This window comes from Neobacillus rhizophilus (genome assembly GCF_018343535.1).
Classification (GTDB): domain Bacteria; phylum Bacillota; class Bacilli; order Bacillales; family Cytobacillaceae; genus Neobacillus; species Neobacillus rhizophilus.
This window is the reverse complement of record NZ_JAGYPF010000002.1, coordinates 277,004-295,812: the sequence shown is the minus strand read 5'-3', so window position 1 is coordinate 295,812 and position 18,809 is coordinate 277,004. Positions and strand designations below refer to the sequence as shown.

Genomic DNA, 18,809 nt, shown 5'->3' with positions numbered 1-18,809 from the left:
CCGAGAAAACAGGCAGAGGCGCCGCTGCCTGCATTTACTTTTACCAAAATCTCCGCCAATCCAAGGTCGCCAAAATAGGCCCACCTACGAGTAAATCCGAATCGGGCTGCGCTCCCTTTTTTCCTGCTGCTGTTCCTTGATCAGCCATTCCAACTGGCTGACCCGCAACTGCAGGCTGTCGACCTTTTGATTGGCCTTTCCAACCATTTTGATTAACGTTTCGAGTAACTGCTCGAGGTTGTGGACGTATTCTTCTTCATGAGCACCCAAGGTTGAGCTCCTCCTTTTTTCCACCTCTTAGAATGGCAATGATGCAGCAACGGATTCGGCTGTTGGGGCTGGCCCAGGTGCAGAAGCTTGGGACTGGCCGGACACCGAAGACCCGGATGCCACGGATGAACTTTGTCCAGGGGGATTCATCCCCTGCCCAGGTGCGGCACCAGAAACCGATGCTGAAGACCCACTTCTAGATTCTGCCCCCGCCCCCTGCGGCTTCGTACTCAAAAACCGAATCGTTTCCGCCACAACCTCCGTGACGTATACCCTTTTCCCATCCCGCCCGTCATAATGGCGGGTTTGCAGGCGTCCGGTGATTCCGACGACCGCCCCTTTTCGACAATATTTGTACGTGTTTTCGGCGGCATTTCGCCACAGGGTGCACTGCACAAAATCCGTGTCAAATTCGCCATTGTGATTGCGGAAGTTCCTGTTCACCGCCAAGGTAATGTGCGATACCGGCGTTCCCTCCGTCGTTTGATTCAATTCCGGGTCCCTCGTCAAGCGGCCAACCAGCGTTACTTGATTAATCAAGGTATCATCTCCTCCAACATTTGATGATTTCATCTTAGACCCGGGCCAAAGCAAAGTAAAATTGCGATACGGCCCGTTTAGAGGTCGATTTTTCTCGAAAAAGCAATTTTCGAGGAGGTTTTTGTCACGGACGGGGTTAATTTTTTACAAATAAATTAAAAATCCTATTTCGGTCAAATATTTTTCGACATTTGCTTCTTTTTTGCGTATGTTATAATTAGGAAAAAACAAACAGGAGGTTGGTAATGAAGACGTTTAAATTATTCTCGTTGGAAGTTGTGGAAAATGACAAATCGGTTGAGGTTCCGCTCGAAGACGGCCTGATTCTCAATAAAGAAGATGAACGCTCCACCTGGTTGATTGAGGCGTACACTGATCTCTCCCTGTATGATTACTTTAAAAATATATCTGAGCAAAACCGCGAAGTGATTGTCGAGGCCGTTATTACGAAGAAGGAAAACACACCCGCTTATTTTCAAACAAAAATCGCTTCGCTTACGAAATTCGAAAAGCATACCGGCGTTCTGTTTTTAGGCCACCTGCGCCGCAACAAAAGCGACTATTCCGAGCTTCTGCTCGACAGCCTCATTCAAAAAGGGTTACAGGGCGACGCCCTTCTAGCCGAATTCAAGGAGAAAATGAAGAGCAAGCCGAAGCTGAAGGTCAAGAATACCTAAAGTGTATACCAGTCTTCGGGCTGGTTTTTTCTTGGAAAAATTATCTTGCTTTTTCGACAAAATCTCACCATACTATTGGTAGATGGAGAAATTTAGGAGGGAGGCAGCAGAAAGAGATGAGTTGGACTAGTTGGATTGTTAATGTCATTATTGCGATTTTTTTAGCAGTGGACGCCCCGAAGCGCGGTAAGAGGCAATGGCTATGGGCGATTTTGGGATTTTTCTTTGGGGCCATCGCGCTTGGAATTTATTTAATTCAGACCGGACGAAAGGTGCTTGGCTGGATTATCACGATTTTGGCCATTATTGTTTATATTTTGATTTTCATTTTTGCTATTCTCGCTGCAGCTTTAATGATGACGGGATATTCATAAAAAAAGGGGACAAGGCGCTACCGTTCTAGCGCCTGTCCCCCTTTTTTATTCGTCTTTGTTGTCGCGGTCTTTGCGGTCGATATCATCCTCGATAATATCTTCCTGCTTCGTGTTGTTGTCCTTTATCCAGTCCTTGTCAGTTGGTGTGTTCTTGTCCTCAGACTCTGGATAATGGTTGCGTCGGTCCATCGGATTGTCATTTAAATCATTTTGCAATCGGTTATTTAGGTTGTCGTTCCGATTGTTCAGGTTGTTTCTGTCGTTTAGGTCGTTCCGATTATTCATGTCGTTCCGATCCAAATTGTCATTCAAATTGTTATCGTTGACCCTCGGCGGCGGTGGGTTAATGTCATTCCTTGCATTATTACAGCCAACCAGCATCATCGCCGACAATACAGAACCGGTGAGCAGCATACACAGCTTCTTCTTCAAGCAAAAAACTCCTTTCGACTTTCATGTTATTGCCTAACACTTATAGCTTTCCCGTTGTTTTTTAAAATTTGAATGGAATTTTTTTGCATGTAAAAAAGGCCGAGGTTGTCCCCCGGCCTTTACTCGTCATTTCTGTGATTTTACTCGTCAACTTTAAAGATTTACTCGCCTAATTGTGGGATTTACTTGCCAACTTTAAAGATTTACTCGTCTAAATTTAAATTTTACTCGCCAAACCCCACTCAAACCCTAAATTTATTCCTTCTTTTCCCCAAGCGCAAAGGTAATTTCCGCTTCGCAGGCGATTTCGCCGTCAACAGTTGCCACGGCTTTCCCCTTGCCGATTGGTCCGCGCAAACGTACCATTTCCACCTCAAGGCGCAGCTGGTCACCCGGCTTTACCTGCTTTTTAAACCGGCAATTGTCTATTCCTGCAAAAAACGCCAAACGGCCGCGATTTTCTTCTTTTTTCAAAACAGCAACAGCCCCGACCTGCGCGAGTGCTTCAACGATTAAAACCCCAGGCATGACCGGATAATCCGGAAAATGACCGTTGAAAAATTCTTCATTTGCGGAAACATTTTTAATGCCGACCGCTCTTTTTCCCTCTTCCACCTCTAAAATTCGATCCACCAGCAAAAATGGGTAGCGGTGCGGGATAATTTCTTTGATTTCGTTAATATCAAGCATTTTAGTTTAGTACCTCCTACTAGGAACAGATATTTATTTTCTATTGTACTATTTGTGATATGTAAAAGGGAAGGGCTAAGCCCTTCCCGCTTTATTTTTTATCAATTAAATCTTGAATATGTGTCCAAGTAGATTGCTTAAAAACATCGGCTGCATTGCCGCCGCCAAGGATGCCGTAACCGACAGCCGCCCCAGCCACAAGGCTGACAAATAATAACACCACCAAGAGTACGAGGCGAAGCCAGATTGGAATAAGCCGCACTCTGATGCGGGCATGGTTCTTCGGTTCTGCTTCCGCTGTTTTTCTTTCTTTAGCAGCGGCATCGTCCACCTGTTGCAAGGCATCTGTCTTTGCCTTTTTATATTCCTCTCGCGATTGAAATTGATGTTGTTCTACATTATTTACAGACATTTTAATTTCCCCTTTGAATCCCGTACTCCTTATTGAAAAGGATGTTGCCAACAGGATTAGAGTTAATACTTATTATAACCACACACGATGCTCATTTTATTCTATTATAAAAAATTATTCATGATTATACATTAACTTTTTGCGAGAAAAAGTAAATTGATGTAAAAAAAGCTCAGAAATTGGGGTCAAGCTGGGGTTAAAGGGGTGTTTTCTGGAAGTTAATTTCCAATACTTTCCGATTTTGAGGATTTACTTTCCGATTTGGAAATTTACTTTCCATTTTGGGTATTTTACTTACCTATTTTTGATGTTTACTTCCATTTTTGGTCCATTTACTTTCCAGATACCATTTGAGGCACGAGAACCGTCCCCATGTATCACAATGAGTGAAGCACGAGAGCCGTCCCCATGCATCAAAAAAAGCCCAATGACCCAGGCTTGTCCAGCCGTTATCATTAGACTTTTAAAAATTGGTAAGAGGTCTTACCACATTTGGATTTATTATCCTAGTTTACGGCCTGGAATTCGGTCGATGTTGTCGAGCATGATGCCTGTTCCGATGGCAACGCAGTCCATTGGATTTTCCGCTACTAAAACAGGTACCTTCAGCTCTTCCGCAAGCAGCATGTCGATGCCGTGAAGAAGTGCACCGCCGCCTGTTAAGATGACGCCACGGTCGATGATGTCGGCTGAAAGCTCTGGCGGAGTACGTTCCAGAACGCTCTTGGCAGCCTGAACAATAACTGACACAGATTCCCGCAATGACTGCTCGATTTCTTCGGAACGAACGGTGATCGTGCGCGGCAGACCGCTGACCATGTCACGGCCGCGAATTTCCATTTCCTCGGAACGAGAGCCTGGGAAGACAGTAGCGATGTTGATTTTGATGTTTTCAGCTGTGCGCTCACCAATTAACAGCTTGTATTCGCGCTTGATGTGGTTCAAGATTTCCATGTCGAACTTGTCGCCCGCCATTTTGATGGAGGAAGAAGTCACGATATCGCCCATTGACAGAACGGCCACATCCGTCGTTCCTCCCCCGATATCCACTACCATGTTGCCGCTTGGCTGGAAGATGTCCATCCCTGCGCCAATCGCTGCCACTTTTGGCTCTTCTTCTAAATAAATCTTTTTCCCGCCGCTTTTTTCAGCAGCTTCCTTAATTGCCTTTTGCTCAACGCTTGTAATGTTCGTTGGGCAGCAAATTAAGATGCGCGGCTTTGATAAAAAGCCTTTAACGTTAAGTTTATTAATAAAATGCTTCAGCATTGCTTCTGTTACATCAAAGTCTGCAATAACGCCGTCCTTTAACGGGCGAATTGCGACGATGTTTCCTGGTGTACGTCCAACCATGCGGCGCGCTTCTTCGCCAACCGCCAAAACCCGGTTTGTGTTTCTGTCGATTGCAACTACGGAAGGCTCGTTTAATACGATGCCGCGGCCCTTCACGTGGATCAACACGTTGGCTGTTCCTAAATCAATCCCAATATCCCTTGCAAACATTCTCTTTCCTTTCCTCCTCAAGACGGATTCCTATCTACCTAATTGTCTATTCTATCACATTCATTAAAATATCCATAACATTTTAAAACAATCAATGTAATTTTTTGCTGAATGCTGTCGGAATCGGAAATTCTTTGAGAAGGTGGGACATTTTTTTGTAAAAAAAAGAAATGGTGTAAGGCACCAGTTCTTAATTTTTGAAAAATTTGCTTGTCTGGTGGTTCGGCTTATTTGACAGCCTCCCCTTCTTTTTCTTCTTTCTGGTACTTCATTTTGGTCGCCTCGCCGCCCCTTAAGTGACGAATGGATTTATGATAATCTAGAATTTCTTTTACTTCGTTTGCAAGCTCAGGATTAATCTCAGGTAGTCTCTCTGTAAGATCCTTATGGACTGTAGACTTGGATACGCCAAACTCCTTCGCAATGACGCGAACCGTTTTCCTCGTCTCCACGATATACTTCCCAATCTTGATAGTCCTCTCTTTGATGTAATCGTGCACACTCTCGCCCTCCCTAAATTGGATGTGAGACGTGTGAAATGAGACCCGCTTATCACTTCGACTGAATACTGCTTCCGTGCGAGCTGCTGACTGGCTCTGTTTGCGCTTACGCGAAATTCGAAATGTCCCCGGCTGATGTCAAGCACCAAATTTCGCCCTTGCATGTCACACGGCAGAAAGTTTTCACTTTCTGATCATACGATGAATAATCATGTCCCCGGCTGGATACCCGCTAACTTCAAACGACTCCTCACCTCAAACACTCTCTTTGTATAAAGGTTTGTAACATTGTATTAGCTTGGATACGGGTTTATGCACAAAATACACAAACGGGACAAGGCATTGGACTATTTTTAGAAAATTCAAATATCATGTTGTTTTTCGACATTTAGGCAAAAAGCCCCAAACCCGCGCCACGTCTATGGTCTGTATGGAAATATTCGTGGGACGCTCGTTATTTCCCGAGAAATTTGTCGGATGAAAAATATATGTGTTTGAAGTGTTTGTGTTGTGAAAATTTGGGGTTTTGGTAAAAAAACATTGAAATGTGGTAAGGAATATTGAAAAAGATGTAAGTGAAAATGAATTTGTTTCAAGTTTTTTGTAGTGTCCGTGATATTGGATCGTTTTTAATATTATATAATGTGGTTAAGTTATTTAAGAAAGGATTTTACGACAGTGACACCTTTTACGGAGAGAGTTATTTCGATAATAAAAAATATCCCCTCGGGGAGAGTCATGACGTACGGACAAATTGCAGGGCTCGCTGGAAGTCCCCGCGCCGCCCGCCAAGTAGTCCGCGTCCTCCACTCGATGAGCAGGAAATACCGCCTGCCCTGGCATAGGGTTGTCAATGCCCAAGGAAAAATTGCCCTGCAGGATGACGCGGGGTACAACGAACAATGGCTGTCGCTCGAGGCCGAGGGCGTGGCAGTGGGTTTGAATGGGGTTATTGATTTGGAAAAATATCAGTGGCGGCCTGTTCTTGAGCACTCGGATTCCCCTTGAAAAAATGGGGTTGGAAAGTAAATAAGGTATTTTTAAAAGTATTTGGCCAGAAAGTGTAAGTAAAATCATGAAAGTGGAAAGTATTTGTACCCTTTTGGAAAGTAAACGCACCAAATCGGAAAGTATATCCAAATAAATGGTAACGGTCCCAAAAAGATCATTTAAAAGTTACATATTTGGGGTGGTACAGTCGCTCGAGATGGGGGTTGGCGAGTAAAATCTAGATTCGGGCGAGTAAAACCTCAAATCCAGCGAGTAAATTTTAAAAAGGTATTTTTAAGATCTCATATGTTACCTGAGCCAGGCTCGCCGCCTGGCTTTTTGGTGTGAATCCCCCCTGAAAAATAAGTTCGGAAAGTAAATCAGGTATTCTGGTAAGTATTTGGCTAATAAGTGTAAGTAAAATCACCAAAGTGGAAAGTATTTGTACCCATTTGGAAAGTAAACGCACCAAATCGGAAAGTATATCCAAATAAATGGTAATAACTCCAATAAGGTAATTGAAAAGTTACTTTTTTGGGAAGTTCAGTCGCTCGAGATAGGGGGTGGCGAGTAAATTATGAAATCAGACGAGTAAAAATCAAAAGTTGATGGGTAAATCCTAATTTTCCGCGAGTAAACCCACAAACAAAGCGAGTAAATTTTAAAAAAGGTAATTTTCAATGGCCACAGCGCTCCCAAACAAGGTACTTTCCTCACAAAAAAGCACCCGACCCCCAGGCCAGGTGCTTCTGCACGCAAACTTATTTCCATTTCATATAAATATTCTTCACCATTTTCACCGGAATGCCCGATCCGCCACGGTCTTTTACGTTCTCGACCATCATCGCCACCATCAGATTCGGCGAATTGACATTCCAGCCGATAAACCAGCCATTCTCGAGCCCGGTTTCGCCCTGTTTCTGCTTGAATTCCGCTGTTCCGGTTTTTCCAGCGAGCGGCTTATCGGCCATTTCCGCAGCATGAGCAGTCCCGCTTGCATCACCAACAACCTTGCGAAGGTCCGCTGCAATCAGGCCGGCGTTTTCCGGAGAAACCACTCCCTCCTTCAGCACTTGCCCACGCTTCTCTTCATCCAACAAAATCGGCTTAACCATATTGCCATTATTGATAAATGGCGTATAGGTGCTCATCAAATGAACAATGCTCATCTGCACCTGTCCTTGACCATAACCAGAGTCAGCAAGCGCTATATCGCTGCCCAGAGCGCCGATTTTTGAGGTTTCCAATGGATAAGCAAACGGCAGCTGTTCCTCAAAGCCGAACTTTTTCAAACCATCAGAAAAGCCATCTTTCCCCATTTTCAACGCTGCCTGTGCAAAATAGATATTATCAGAAAACACCAACGCTTTTTCGAGATTGATTGGGCTGCCTTCATGCACCCGGGTCACAAAATAGCCACCCCAGGACGCATCCTTCTGCCATTTTGGCCCTAGGATCTGGACGCCCTCGTCCGGCTTAATCGCACCGCTTGCGAGCCCCACAGCAGCCGTTATCGGCTTCATCACCGAGCCCGGTGCAAATGCCTGTTTAAAGCGCGTTAACAGCGGCTGGCGGGCATCGTCCTGGAGTGCCTTCCATTCGTCCGCAGAAAAGCCCAGCGCCGCCTGATTCGGGTCAAACGATGGGCTGCTGACGAGCGCCAGTGTTTCCCCTGTCACCGGGTTCATCGCAGCCGCCGTCCCGACTTCGCCAGCCGGGGCCCCAGCCCCTGCAGTCCCAGCACCACTAGCACCGGTCCCGCCAGCCATTTCCGCATACACCATCGCCTGCAAATCAGCATCAATGGTCAGCTTAACATTTTTTCCATCGGCAACCGGCTTTTCGGCAAGCACTTCCTCGCCGCCGGCATTTTTCTTAATCACAATCTTCACGCCGCTCTGGCCCTTCAGCTGCTCATCCAGCACCTGCTCCAGGCCGCGCTTCCCGATCACATCACGGCTCGTGTAGCCCTTGTCCTTCCGCTTCGCCAGCTCATCCGCGGTAATCTGCCCAACATAGCCAATCAGCTGCGCTGCGGCCTCTTTGTACGGATAAATGCGTGCGTCCACCTTGCGCGTCTTCACCGGCTCGAGCGCCACCAGCTGGGCAACCCGCTCAGAGTCATCCATCGACACTTTCTTCAAAGGCACAAACATCCCCGGCTGTACCCAGCTCGCCTTCAACGCCTTGTCGACCTGATCCGGCGTCATCTTCAACAAAGAAGCCAGCTGCTCCATCACCGGCGCCGCAATGTCCCCGGCCGTCACTCCAACCTCGTACACCTGGCCGTTCACAGCCAGCCCCGTGCCGTTTCGGTCAACGATTTCGCCCCGTTTCGCCGGAACCGTGCTCAAGCTCAGCTTGTCGCCCTCCTGCATTTTTGGAAAAATGAAACCTGGATTCCAGTCCACAAACCAGTTTTCCTTATCGTCCTTGCTTTCCTTTTTCAACAGGGCTTCTTGCGTGAAATTAATCGGCCCCGCAACACTATTCATTTTGGCAGTAAAAGGATACTTGGCTTGTTCCTTATCCTTCTGTTTATCATCTTTTGGTTTCTTGAAATCAATCTTAAGGTCAGTAATCTGCAAATCGTCGTAGATTTTCTTGTATCGGTTCGTAAAATCATCTTTGGAGATTTTCTTTTTAGCATCATTCGAAAGGTAATTATACATGTCAGCAAACTTTTGCTTATTCCATAAGGCTATGTACTCCGAGAATCGGTCCTGCGGCGTCGGCTCCTTGCTGCAGCTGGCAAGCAAAACACCCAGCATCACGGCAAGCAACAGCCCGGCAACTTTTTTCAAGACAAACCCCTCCTTTAATTTCCATTTTAACATATACCAATGGCGCCATTCTAACCTATATGCTTGGCCCCCCTCATCTAACGCAAAAAAGTCGCCTAAGCCTTATTTTCGGGACAAATCTCCTAGATTTTTTTTATAAAACCTTAACGCTTTGTTCATAATTTATTCATATCTCCGGGGTAAGATAAGAGTGTGAAAAGGACAATCTCAGTTACACTTTTTCATAACCCCCCCTTTTAATATATCGTGTTGGATCCGGCAATCGGCCGGGTCCTATTTTTTTGCGGAATCTGGCAGGCGGCCAGATTCTTTTTTTGAAAAAAAGCACAAAAAAAAGAGGAAAGTATCCCCTTCCCCTTACTTACAGTTTCAATATTAAGAATTTGTCTTTTCTTTTGAGTTAGTGGACTCGTCTTCTTTGGTCTTGCCGCCGTCCGTTTCCTTATCGGAAGACTGGTCGTCGGAGCCAGCTGGATCCTCCAACTCCTGCTGCTTTTTTTCGCTAGGAGTTTGCATGGATTCCTTGCTGTTTGAAGGAGTCACTTCTTGTAAAGTGCTTACCGGTTTGTCAATATACTTACTAGGGTTAACCGCGACGCCATCTTTACGAATTTCAAAATGGACGTGTGTTCCAGCTTTTTCATTGAACATGCTTTGCCCAGCCTTGGCAAGAACATCTCCCTGTTTCACCTTTTCGCCAACTTCAACTTTAATGTCTTTCACGGACTGATATTGTGTTACAATACCTTTGTCGTGTTCAATTTCGATGACATTTCCAAGCACCGCGTCTTCTTCAACACGAGTGACAGTTCCGCTGAGTGATGCCAATACATCAAACGTTTCGCCATCCTTCATGGTGATGTCGACACCAGTATTCGGGTTGTATGTGTTCTCGTAGAATACTAATGCGGCTTCCTGGTCTTCAGCTTTTGCACTGAAATCATAGAACTTTGTCTTGATGACAGCTGATGCTGCATCCTTCACCGGCATTTTGACGTTTTCTAAAGCCGAGTTAACTTCAACTGCAGGCGGGTTGGTCTTTTTGCCAGTTATATCAGTAGACTTATAATCGTATTTGTCTGAGTCTCCTGCACTGGACTGGTACCAAAGAACACCTGTTAAAATGATTGCTGCACTTGCGATATAGATGGCTGGAAATACCCAACGCTTCTTGAAAAAGCGTTTTACGCTGGAACTTTGAGAAGATCGTTTGTTTTCTTCCTCTCTCATTTTCATCACCTCAGCAATCATTCTGAACAGATAACTAGAATTATATACACTAGTCTGAAAAAAATTTTATTTTTTGTAACTGCCTGCGTTTTTATGCATCTTTTTTGAAAAATTTTTAGGGGGAACGTTTCATGAAAGCTTTAAAATGGGTGCTGCGGGTCCTGCCCGCGCTTTATATGGCAGCCATCTTTATTCAATCGAGCCTGCCGTCGGACCACTTCGTCAAGCTGCCCGATTCGAACATTGACCATACTATTAAAGAATCATTGCATTTAATAGAGTTTGCGATTTTATATGTGTTACTAGTGCTTGCCTTTTTGACGTTTAGGCGTGGTGAAAAGGCAGAGAGCAGCGTCGCATCCGAAGGTGACAGGACCGTCAGAAACGTGACCGTCGCTGGTTTCAGCTTTACTCCAGGCTGGAACTTGGCCTGCGCCCTGTTCGCTGCCTTTTACGGCATCAGCGACGAAATCCACCAATCCTTCTATCCATACCGCTCTGCGTCGTTGTTTGACCTGGTTAAGGACTTCCTAGGCATCAGTGTCAGTTACTACTTTATTCGCGGCGCGCTGTTTAAGGGTAAGTTTGCAGGGCTGGCGAAGCTGCTCGGCCGCGTTCGGTCTGTTTCTTAAACCACTGCTGGTTGGCGGTGGTTTTTCTTATTGTAATACCGGATGATGGTAAACTCGGTCTTTAAATGTACCACTATGGGGGAAATCTGCGGCGGTTAGAAAATGGCTGGCCACTCTTATCGAATCTATATGGAGAAACTCTCTTAGCTCGGAATTTGTGATAGTCGGTTTTATTAATAGGAAATAATCGTTGATGGCTGGAATATGGGCGGTTTTCGATTTGGCGTTACACTTTGGGCACCACCAGGTACCGGAATGATAAATCATTGGCAGAAAGCGGCAATCGGGGCACTTCACACCAGTGGGGATTTCTTTAGGAGACAGGTGAAATTGCTTTATAGTAGTAATTTATTTACTTTTTTTAAATCCTTGGAGCTTAGCTTCTCTATCTTATGAAATTCTTTAATTTGTTCTATTTTTTCTATTAAAAATTCACTATTACATACTTTCCGAAGAATTTCTTCGTTCCCGTGCTCTGCTGTAATCAAGGTTTTTTCGTTACTGTTTACAAAAAGATAATGAATTGGAAGGTTTGGAAAATGGTGCTCTAGCAGCCACCCGTTTAGCTTTCGCGCCTGGAGCTTGGCCTGCAGCACCGGATTCTTTATCCTTTCCTCCTGGCCATTTTTTCGCCAAAACGCTTGATTTAACTCTCTTTTAAAATGAATTTCTCCGCTCCTGTTTTTCACTTCCAGTGCAAGGCCAAACATCGCACACAAAAGCAGGATGTCAATTTGAAAGTAATACTTTCCATAAAGCAGGCGGATATCATGGTAAATCTGATAGTCGGCCTCGGGAAGCATGCTCAAGTAAAAGTCCACAGATTTCTCGCCATGATACCCTGCCATCCTATTTTTGTATTCGTGAACCAAATCCGGCCAATCGGGGTGATTGGGATCCATCCTTCCATCATAAAGTGCTTGTAATTTCTTGATTCGCAATGACATTTCACAAGGCTTTGCAAACAATTGGACCACTCCTTTCAATTTGCTCCTACATTTCCCCTTTTACTTGCCAATTTCCTGCAAAAATCGACATGAACTTTTAAACTTTTTATGGCGTTTTTATCCGATTAGGTCTGGCCCGAGGTGCCTTTTCAATAATACTTTTTTGAGATATTACCATTTATTTGGATATACTTTCCGATTTGGTGTGGTTACTTACTGATTTAGAGCACTTACTTTCTACTTTAACGATTTTACTTACACTTTTTGACCAAATACTTTTAAAAATACCTTATTTACTTTCCAACCCCATTTTTAGAACTGTACTCCCCTTCCAAGCGCCAACCCAAAACAGCTAAAAGGCCAGGCGGCGAGCCTGGCCAGGTATCTTTTCAATGACCTTTTTTGAAATATTACCATTTATTTGGATATACTTTCCGATCTGGTGTGGTTACTTACCGGTTTAGCGCACTTACTTTCCACTTTAACGATTTTACTTACACTTTTTGACCAAATACTTTCCAAAATTCCTCTTTTACTTTCCATCCCCCTTTTTAGAGCAGTACTCCCTTTCCAAGCGCCAACCCAAATCAGCTAAAAAGCCAGGCGGCGAGCCTGGCCAGGTATATTTTCAATGACCTTTTTCAAAACAATTTCCATTTATTTGGATATACTTTTCGATTTGGTGTGGTTACTTACCGGTTTAGCGCACTTACTTTCCATTTTATCGATTTTACTTACACTTTTTGACCAAATACTTTCCAAATTTCCTCCTTTACTTTCCATCTCCCTTTTAAAAGACACACCCTTTCAAGCGCCAACCCAAAACAGCTAAAAAGCCAGGCGGCGAGCCTGGCCAAGGTAACTTTTCAATTACCTTTTTCAAAACAATTTCCATTATTTGGATATACTTTCCGATTTGGTGTGGTTACTTACCGGTTTAGCGCACTTACTTTCCACTTTACAGATTTTTCTTACACTTTTTGACCAAATACTTTCCAAATTTCCTCTTTTACTTTCCAACCCCTATGAACACCCTGCACCTACACACAAAAGCCAGGCGCACCCACACGCCTGGCTTCCACACACACCCTATTTCTTGGCCGTAATCGTCGCCAGCATGTTCTCCGCCGAGGTAACCTCTACGCCCTTGTAGTAGTACTGAACGATATCCTTGTAGTTTTTGCCCTCCGCGGCCATTCCGTTCGCGCCGTATTGGCTCATGCCCACGCCGTGGCCATAGCCGCGTGTGGTGATGACAATATTTCCACCCTTTCTCTCCCATGAAAAATCAGACGATTTCAGATCCAATTTTTCACGGATATCCTTACCGGACAGAACTTTCCCGTTAAAATCAACCTTCGCCACGCGCTTGCCCTCAGTTCTGGCGACAATTTTTCCAAGCGCTGTGCTCGACCCGATCTTCACACCAAGCCGTGATTCAAACTCTTTCACGGTTATAACCTTTTGATTCGTGAATTTAGGGGATTCCTTATCCCACGGACTTGTGACGCTGCGCAAATACGGGATGTTGCCGGACCAGTAGTCCTCCGAATTCTCCGTAAAGCCGTTGCTCGTTGAGAAGAAGGTCGCATTAATCGGCTCGCCGTTATAAGTCAAAATCTGCCCGCTGGTCGACCGGACAGCCTCTATAATCTTTTTCTTTTTCCAATCATAATCCTTGCCCCAGTTCTTTCTTTGCTGCGCGTCATCTATGTAAGCCTGGTGGAGCTGTGGGGTATCGGTTACCTGCGACCCTTTTGGAGCCCCCATCGTGTCATTTTTCAGCAGCCGGTTCACAATATAGGTTCGTGCCGTCAGCGCCTGGGCCTTGAGCGCCTCCTCATTGAAATCCGCCGGCATCTCGGCAGCGACTACCCCGACAAGGTAATCTTCCAGCGGGGTTTCTTCAATCGCGGATTTGGCGGTGCGGAAGACGGCCACGTCAATGGCTGAGTCAGAGGATGGAGAAGTAGTTTCCTGCGCTGCCGGCTTCTTGGCGAGATCCTCGCCCAGCTTGCCGCTCGCCTTCTCGCTCGAAAAAGGCAAAACTAACACAGCGGGGATAATCAGTGTCAAGGCAATAAGAAATGCTACTAGTACGATGAGTGGTTTGATATTTTTCATGATTGTGCCTCCAGTTTGTAAATTCACAGCCCACTTGCTCCCGGGATGCGTCACATTACAACATATGGGGACGGACAAGCATTTATTACCTTTTTTTATAAAAACAAAAAAGGCCAGCCATCCCTCAAAAAGTTATCCACAAATCACAGAGTTATTCGACTTATCCACATTGTTATGAGACAAAACTGGGTATAATTCCACGGTATTTATCATAAAAACCGAAACCTATTGTGGATAAGCTCAACAATCCCCAAATAACCACAAAAAAACAGGACCCGTTATTCCAGGCCCCGTTGCTTTGGTTGTGTTCAGTTGTACCCTTAAATTAGGATTTAAGCTGAGTATAGAACTAAACACCCGCGGCATTTAGTCCAAACTAGAATGAACTATGCACGCCCCTTAGGCATTTAGATCGGTAACATATTTTCCAAGTTCGATAAAGGTTTCATCTGCTTCCTTCACACGCTCGATGTCGGCACCTAAACCAGCCAGCTTTTCGTGGAAATTCACGTAGCCGCGGTCCAAATGCTTCAATTCAGTTACACGTGTTACACCTTCAGCAACCAGCCCGGTTAAAATCAATGCAGCTGCAGCACGAAGGTCTGTTGCCGCCACTTCAGCGCCTTGTAAGTTAGAAGGACCATTTAAAATCACAGAACGGCCTTCAATTTTCACATCGGCATTCATGCGGCGGAATTCCTCAACATGCATAAAACGATTTTCAAACACAGTTTCCGTAATCATTGACGTGCCATCTGCACAAAGCAGCAAAGCCATCATCTGTGACTGCATATCCGTCGGGAAGCCTGGGTGCGGCATGGTCTTGATGTCGACCGCCTTCAAGCGCTCTGGTCCAATCACGCGAACGCCATCCTCTTCCTCGATAATCGTCACACCCATCTCCTCCATTTTCGCAATCAATGAAGAAAGATGTTCCGGAACTGCACCCTTTACAAGCACATTTCCGCCCGTAATCGCAGCCGCCGTCATAAACGTACCTGCCTCGATCCGGTCTGGAATAATATTGTGGTCTGCGCCAAACAATACATCGACACCCTCGATGCGAAGCGTACCAGTGCCGGCACCCTTCACGCGCGCACCCATTTTATTTAAAAAGTTCGCTAAATCAACAATTTCTGGTTCTTTTGCGGCATTTTCAATCGTGGTTGTACCCACAGCAAGCGTTGCAGCCATCATAATATTTTCAGTAGCCCCAACACTTGGGAAATCTAAATAAACTTTTGCTCCACGCAGACGGCCATCAACCTCCGCCTCGATAAAGCCATTGCCCACCTTGACCTTCGCACCCATGGCTTCAAAGCCCTTCAAATGCTGGTCAATTGGTCGAGATCCAATCGCACAACCGCCAGGCAAAGCCACCCGGGCACGGCCATTACGTGCAAGAAGTGATCCCATGACAAGCACAGACGCGCGCATTTTGCGAACATACTCAAAAGGCGCTTCCTCTTTTAACACTCTAGATGCATCAACAACAACCGTATTATTATCAAAAGCCACTTCAGCGTTTAGGTTACGTAGCACTTCATTAATTGTAAATACATCGGAGAGTGTCGGTACATCACGTATCACACTTTTTCCATCACTTGCTAATAATGTTGCAGCGATAACAGGCAAAACGGCATTCTTTGCACCTTCTACTTTAACCGTTCCGTATAGCCTTTGTCCGCCGCGGACGATGATCTTTTCCAAGAGTATTCCCCTCCGCGTCCATTTTCTCTATATTAATATTCAATCGTAATGATAGGGGTTCCTACTACAACCGTAGTCGGACCGCCCAATCCTTCGGAGCGTAAGCCAATTTGTAAATTCATGTTATTATTTTTCAAGTCAATCGCATCTGTAAACAACGGCGACATGGCCGAAACAGACATGAAATTCTCCTCTTTTAACGCCTCGATCTCTTTAGCTTGAAAGCCCGACATCAATTCACTCGCCGTCTTTTCTAAAGCCTTATCAATCTTATCACTCACAACGCCCTTCATACAAGAAAAAACTGTTGGTTTACCACGAAATATGTCATTTAGCCTATTTTCAAATTGACTGCTCATGATAAAGGATTTAGAGGCTTCGTTCCACTCATTGCCCCTTACACTATATACTATATACGCAGTCGTAGGTTGTTTTGTGCGGGTTGCCAAGAATTGAAGCTTTTCTGAGTGGTGGTTAGATGCTGTGGATACTGCCGTCATTTCCCAAGTCTCGCTTGTTGTCCTCTCCGTCCAACGCCAGTCGGGAAACTTTTTCCGTAAAACATTCGCGTATTCCTTCACGTCAATACCAGCCGCCTGCTCCCTTGCATAAAAAGACCAATCCTGAAGCATAATATCTTCGGCCTGAAAAACAGCTGCCATTTTTCCAAGATCCTTTTGGAAAGATAACTCCCGGACGCGCGTCTCGCCTTGTGTCTGTTTATGGTTCGTGCCGACGCTCGTTTCTCCCTTAAAAAAAGATGCGATTTTCAAATCCAGGCCGCCGTTTGCCTCAGTGGTTCGGTTCCCCATCACAACCAGAATAATACTAAAACATGTAATCAGGCATATATAAGTGAATCTGTTTCTGTTCATTCTCTCGTCTCCCCCTTATTACCATTGTTTCCAAGGAGGGAGAGAGCATACTTGGGAATTCTCGTCACTTTTAGACAAAATCCCGTTTTTTATCTATAGGTGGTAAAACGTCTGACAAGTTTCAGATTATTTTTCCACATAAATTTGATTGTACTCAATCTATAACCATTTTGGAACCTTTAATTTTTTTCCAATTAATGTTTTATTGAAACATTAACGGTAGTTGTCTCGACCATTGCAGGTAGTCAAGGAAAAAGTTACTAACTGATGATCCGATGAAGATTGCCAATAATATGTACAATAAACGTGCTTGAAATACATGGTTCGGCTTCAGCAGTTTATCCAGGCGAATCGCCTGCAGGGCCCACCAGGAAACCGCGATACACACCAAATGAGACAGAATGCTGACTAACGCAATTTGCCCAAAATCATCCATCTATACCGCCCTCCCTTTCACACCCTTCCTATTCTACCACACTGGTCATTTTATTTCCTTTAATTGAAGATTTTTCCCATAATAAATTACCTGCCTAAGCACGATTGAACCTCTCAAAACGTGTTTAGGCAGGTAATTTAAGGATGGCCAATTTACACCTCATTCCATATCTGCTGTAATCTTAGTGGTACATACACCCTTTCTCCATGAATTTCTCGACGAATGATGGGCTCTTCAATAAATTGCTCAAAATGGAGTCTTGCCCGACTTTTGCGTCTTGCTTTTGTGCGTTCTCCCATTAATCTTTCAAATTTTATCGATGAGTGTTTCATAAAAATTCTCCCTTCCCATTTTTTTGTGAGCCGTCGCCCTATTGAGTAGGGCAACAGCTCTTTTTCTTTAACTCCTTATGCTGATTTAGCCGCAACGACGATGACTTTTCCTCGGTCCAAGTCCTCTTCATATCGCTCCGCCTCAAGCGGAGACATCCCTAATGATTCTAGTTTGGCACGCAGTTCATCTCCCCGCTTTCGAAACACGTTGGCAAAAGATTCAATGACGCCTTGCTCCTTGACGCCAATCTCATTAATATCCAGAGAGTCAGTTAAATCCTGAAATCGAGTCTTATCATGGGCCAATAAATAAATTTCATCTTTTGAATATCCCTGCATGATTAATTCATCAATTTCCCTTTTTGCTTGTACGCCATTTTCTACTACTTTAATTGTATTCATGTTCCATTCCTCCTTTTAACGTTGTACAGGTTATATAACCGTCCTATGAAAAATTGAAACCTATTTTTTTCGAATTTTTTTGAAATGAGGCATGGGGACGGTTCCTGTGCCTCACTTTGTGATGCAAGAGAACCGTCCCCGTGCATCAAAATTTTTTGGAAGTAGGTTACTCCGATTCAAAGCACGGGTATATAGAAAGCGGAGGTGGTTTAGATGAGGAAATTATCATGTAAATATTGTGGAAACAAAGAATTCTACGTTCTAAGTGTAAACGAGACGCTGTGTAAATGCGGGATGCGCTTAAAGAAGTTTAGTGATTATCACACTGAAAGGGACGCCAAGTGGGAGCAGCTTTTTCGAAAGGAACAAAAGCGCAAAGCTGAACTAATCTTAAAAATCAGCCTGTTAACTCGTGAGATAGACGGCTGCCTCGATAACCGGGATGAGCCGCGGTTTCAAGAACTGACGGAAGAATTAAAGACCTGTTGGCGAGCCCTACATATAGGAAGAAATCATTCCGAAAAAGTGTAAAGGAGGCATAGGGACGGTTCTTGTGCCTCACCTTGTGAAGCACGAGAACCGTCCCCATGTTCACTAAATGGTTTCATTTTCATTACAAACGGGTATTTAGTCTATATCTCATTGAAAGGGGAGATTACTTTATGGGTTTTATTTGGTCATTAATTATTGGAGGCGTAATCGGCTGGCTGGCCGGACTGATTCTTGGGCGTGATGTACCGGGAGGCATCATCGGAAATATTATTGCCGGCTTTATCGGTTCTTGGCTGGGGTCGCTTCTGTTAGGGGGCTGGGGTCCGATGATCGGCGGCTTCTACATTATTCCGGCCCTAATCGGCGCTGCGGCTCTCGTTTTTATCCTCAGCCTTATTCTAAGAACCGCCAAACACACCAATTAATATAGTAGAAAA

Annotated in this window: 22 protein-coding genes; 6 read left to right on the top strand and 16 right to left on the bottom strand. The window is 44.7% G+C overall.

Features of this window, described 5'->3' with window-relative positions; translation table 11 throughout:
- Positions 1 to 84: 84 nt before the first annotated feature.
- Together KHA99_RS09390 and KHA99_RS09385 are read right to left on the bottom strand one after the other, a co-directional pair.
- Complete coding sequence (locus KHA99_RS09390) at positions 85 to 270, bottom strand: hypothetical protein (RefSeq protein ID WP_213118011.1); 186 nt, start codon at positions 268 to 270, stop codon at positions 85 to 87.
- A 27-nt stretch (positions 271 to 297) separates the two neighbouring features.
- Complete coding sequence (locus KHA99_RS09385; RefSeq protein ID WP_213117967.1) at positions 298 to 810, bottom strand: single-stranded DNA-binding protein; 513 nt, start codon at positions 808 to 810, stop codon at positions 298 to 300.
- A 245-nt stretch (positions 811 to 1,055) separates the two neighbouring features.
- Between KHA99_RS09385 and KHA99_RS09380 the strand changes: the two genes are divergently transcribed.
- Positions 1,056 to 1,487 carry a YwpF-like family protein gene (locus KHA99_RS09380; RefSeq protein ID WP_213117192.1) on the top strand — a complete coding sequence of 144 codons (432 nt, stop codon included), beginning with the start codon at positions 1,056 to 1,058 and terminating at the stop codon, positions 1,485 to 1,487.
- A gap of 116 nt (positions 1,488 to 1,603) precedes the next feature.
- Positions 1,604 to 1,861, top strand: coding sequence for a hypothetical protein (locus tag KHA99_RS09375; protein ID WP_213117191.1), 258 nt, complete (start codon positions 1,604 to 1,606; stop codon positions 1,859 to 1,861).
- A gap of 45 nt (positions 1,862 to 1,906) precedes the next feature.
- Here the strand turns inward: KHA99_RS09375 and KHA99_RS09370 are convergent, their stop codons facing one another.
- The 5 genes from KHA99_RS09370 to spoIIID form a co-directional block, all read right to left on the bottom strand.
- Positions 1,907 to 2,293, bottom strand: coding sequence for a hypothetical protein (locus tag KHA99_RS09370; RefSeq protein WP_213117190.1), 387 nt, complete (start codon positions 2,291 to 2,293; stop codon positions 1,907 to 1,909).
- Between the two features lie 255 nt (positions 2,294 to 2,548).
- Positions 2,549 to 2,983 carry a 3-hydroxyacyl-ACP dehydratase FabZ gene (fabZ, locus tag KHA99_RS09365; protein WP_213117189.1) on the bottom strand — a complete coding sequence of 145 codons (435 nt, stop codon included), beginning with the start codon at positions 2,981 to 2,983 and terminating at the stop codon, positions 2,549 to 2,551.
- A 91-nt stretch (positions 2,984 to 3,074) separates the two neighbouring features.
- Complete coding sequence (locus tag KHA99_RS09360) at positions 3,075 to 3,395, bottom strand: DNA-directed RNA polymerase subunit beta (RefSeq protein ID WP_213117188.1); 321 nt, start codon at positions 3,393 to 3,395, stop codon at positions 3,075 to 3,077.
- A gap of 501 nt (positions 3,396 to 3,896) precedes the next feature.
- Positions 3,897 to 4,898 carry a rod shape-determining protein gene (locus KHA99_RS09355; protein WP_213117187.1) on the bottom strand — a complete coding sequence of 334 codons (1,002 nt, stop codon included), beginning with the start codon at positions 4,896 to 4,898 and terminating at the stop codon, positions 3,897 to 3,899.
- Between the two features lie 227 nt (positions 4,899 to 5,125).
- On the bottom strand, positions 5,126 to 5,398 hold the full coding sequence (gene spoIIID, locus KHA99_RS09350) for a sporulation transcriptional regulator SpoIIID (RefSeq protein WP_007086083.1): 273 nt from the start codon (positions 5,396 to 5,398) through the stop codon (positions 5,126 to 5,128).
- 678 nt (positions 5,399 to 6,076) lie between these two features.
- Here spoIIID and KHA99_RS09345 point away from each other — a divergent pair.
- Positions 6,077 to 6,406: an MGMT family protein gene (locus KHA99_RS09345; protein WP_213117186.1), complete on the top strand. Its 330-nt coding sequence runs from the start codon at positions 6,077 to 6,079 to the stop codon at positions 6,404 to 6,406.
- A 743-nt stretch (positions 6,407 to 7,149) separates the two neighbouring features.
- Here the strand turns inward: KHA99_RS09345 and KHA99_RS09340 are convergent.
- Positions 7,150 to 9,192 carry a penicillin-binding transpeptidase domain-containing protein gene (locus KHA99_RS09340; RefSeq protein WP_213117185.1) on the bottom strand — a complete coding sequence of 681 codons (2,043 nt, stop codon included), beginning with the start codon at positions 9,190 to 9,192 and terminating at the stop codon, positions 7,150 to 7,152.
- 375 nt (positions 9,193 to 9,567) lie between these two features.
- The gene (spoIIQ, locus tag KHA99_RS09335) at positions 9,568 to 10,422 is read right to left on the bottom strand and encodes a stage II sporulation protein SpoIIQ (RefSeq protein ID WP_213117184.1); all 855 of its coding nucleotides are present in this window, start codon (positions 10,420 to 10,422) and stop codon (positions 9,568 to 9,570) included.
- A 131-nt stretch (positions 10,423 to 10,553) separates the two neighbouring features.
- On the opposite strand from spoIIQ, the gene KHA99_RS09330 reads away from it, so the two are divergent.
- On the top strand, positions 10,554 to 11,054 hold the full coding sequence (locus KHA99_RS09330; RefSeq protein ID WP_213117183.1) for a VanZ family protein: 501 nt from the start codon (positions 10,554 to 10,556) through the stop codon (positions 11,052 to 11,054).
- 335 nt (positions 11,055 to 11,389) lie between these two features.
- On the opposite strand, the gene KHA99_RS09325 is transcribed toward KHA99_RS09330, so the two are convergent.
- From KHA99_RS09325 to KHA99_RS09295, 7 genes are all read right to left on the bottom strand, one after another.
- On the bottom strand, positions 11,390 to 12,022 hold the full coding sequence (locus KHA99_RS09325) for a nuclease-related domain-containing protein (RefSeq protein WP_213117182.1): 633 nt from the start codon (positions 12,020 to 12,022) through the stop codon (positions 11,390 to 11,392).
- 1,068 nt (positions 12,023 to 13,090) lie between these two features.
- Entirely contained in the window at positions 13,091 to 14,125 is a 1,035-nt protein-coding gene (spoIID, locus tag KHA99_RS09320; protein ID WP_213117181.1) for a stage II sporulation protein D, read from the bottom strand.
- A gap of 399 nt (positions 14,126 to 14,524) precedes the next feature.
- Positions 14,525 to 15,835, bottom strand: coding sequence for a UDP-N-acetylglucosamine 1-carboxyvinyltransferase (gene murA, locus KHA99_RS09315; protein WP_213117180.1), 1,311 nt, complete (start codon positions 15,833 to 15,835; stop codon positions 14,525 to 14,527).
- A gap of 32 nt (positions 15,836 to 15,867) precedes the next feature.
- Positions 15,868 to 16,710 carry a YwmB family TATA-box binding protein gene (locus KHA99_RS09310; RefSeq protein ID WP_213117179.1) on the bottom strand — a complete coding sequence of 281 codons (843 nt, stop codon included), beginning with the start codon at positions 16,708 to 16,710 and terminating at the stop codon, positions 15,868 to 15,870.
- A gap of 202 nt (positions 16,711 to 16,912) precedes the next feature.
- Entirely contained in the window at positions 16,913 to 17,146 is a 234-nt protein-coding gene (locus tag KHA99_RS09305; RefSeq protein WP_213117178.1) for a DUF1146 family protein, read from the bottom strand.
- 152 nt (positions 17,147 to 17,298) lie between these two features.
- Positions 17,299 to 17,478, bottom strand: a complete 180-nt coding sequence (locus KHA99_RS09300; RefSeq protein WP_213117177.1) for a hypothetical protein — start codon at positions 17,476 to 17,478, stop codon at positions 17,299 to 17,301.
- 75 nt (positions 17,479 to 17,553) lie between these two features.
- A complete protein-coding gene (locus tag KHA99_RS09295; protein WP_213117176.1) occupies positions 17,554 to 17,880 on the bottom strand; it encodes a YflT domain-containing protein in 327 nt (108 codons plus the stop codon).
- Between the two features lie 213 nt (positions 17,881 to 18,093).
- Here KHA99_RS09295 and KHA99_RS09290 point away from each other — a divergent pair, with 213 nt between their 5' ends.
- On the top strand, positions 18,094 to 18,411 hold the full coding sequence (locus tag KHA99_RS09290; protein WP_213117175.1) for an IDEAL domain-containing protein: 318 nt from the start codon (positions 18,094 to 18,096) through the stop codon (positions 18,409 to 18,411).
- A gap of 131 nt (positions 18,412 to 18,542) precedes the next feature.
- A complete protein-coding gene (locus KHA99_RS09285; protein ID WP_213117174.1) occupies positions 18,543 to 18,797 on the top strand; it encodes a GlsB/YeaQ/YmgE family stress response membrane protein in 255 nt (84 codons plus the stop codon).
- Positions 18,798 to 18,809 lie beyond the last annotated feature (12 nt).

Excerpts from the sequence above, each read along its gene's own strand:
- KHA99_RS09380 (WP_213117192.1), top strand. The coding sequence starts at position 1,056 with ATGAAGACGTTTAAATTATTCTCGTTGGAAGTTGTGGAAAATGACAAA.
- KHA99_RS09375 (WP_213117191.1), top strand. The coding sequence starts at position 1,604 with ATGAGTTGGACTAGTTGGATTGTTAATGTCATTATTGCGATTTTTTTA.
- fabZ (WP_213117189.1), bottom strand. The coding sequence starts at position 2,983 with ATGCTTGATATTAACGAAATCAAAGAAATTATCCCGCACCGCTACCCA.
- KHA99_RS09360 (WP_213117188.1), bottom strand. The coding sequence starts at position 3,395 with ATGTCTGTAAATAATGTAGAACAACATCAATTTCAATCGCGAGAGGAA.
- KHA99_RS09355 (WP_213117187.1), bottom strand. The coding sequence starts at position 4,898 with ATGTTTGCAAGGGATATTGGGATTGATTTAGGAACAGCCAACGTGTTG.
- spoIIQ (WP_213117184.1), bottom strand. The coding sequence starts at position 10,422 with ATGAGAGAGGAAGAAAACAAACGATCTTCTCAAAGTTCCAGCGTAAAA.
- KHA99_RS09330 (WP_213117183.1), top strand. The coding sequence starts at position 10,554 with ATGAAAGCTTTAAAATGGGTGCTGCGGGTCCTGCCCGCGCTTTATATG.
- spoIID (WP_213117181.1), bottom strand. The coding sequence starts at position 14,125 with ATGAAAAATATCAAACCACTCATCGTACTAGTAGCATTTCTTATTGCC.
- KHA99_RS09310 (WP_213117179.1), bottom strand. The coding sequence starts at position 16,710 with ATGAACAGAAACAGATTCACTTATATATGCCTGATTACATGTTTTAGT.
- KHA99_RS09305 (WP_213117178.1), bottom strand. The coding sequence starts at position 17,146 with ATGGATGATTTTGGGCAAATTGCGTTAGTCAGCATTCTGTCTCATTTG.
- KHA99_RS09300 (WP_213117177.1), bottom strand. The coding sequence starts at position 17,478 with ATGAAACACTCATCGATAAAATTTGAAAGATTAATGGGAGAACGCACA.
- KHA99_RS09295 (WP_213117176.1), bottom strand. The coding sequence starts at position 17,880 with ATGAATACAATTAAAGTAGTAGAAAATGGCGTACAAGCAAAAAGGGAA.
- KHA99_RS09290 (WP_213117175.1), top strand. The coding sequence starts at position 18,094 with ATGAGGAAATTATCATGTAAATATTGTGGAAACAAAGAATTCTACGTT.
- KHA99_RS09285 (WP_213117174.1), top strand. The coding sequence starts at position 18,543 with ATGGGTTTTATTTGGTCATTAATTATTGGAGGCGTAATCGGCTGGCTG.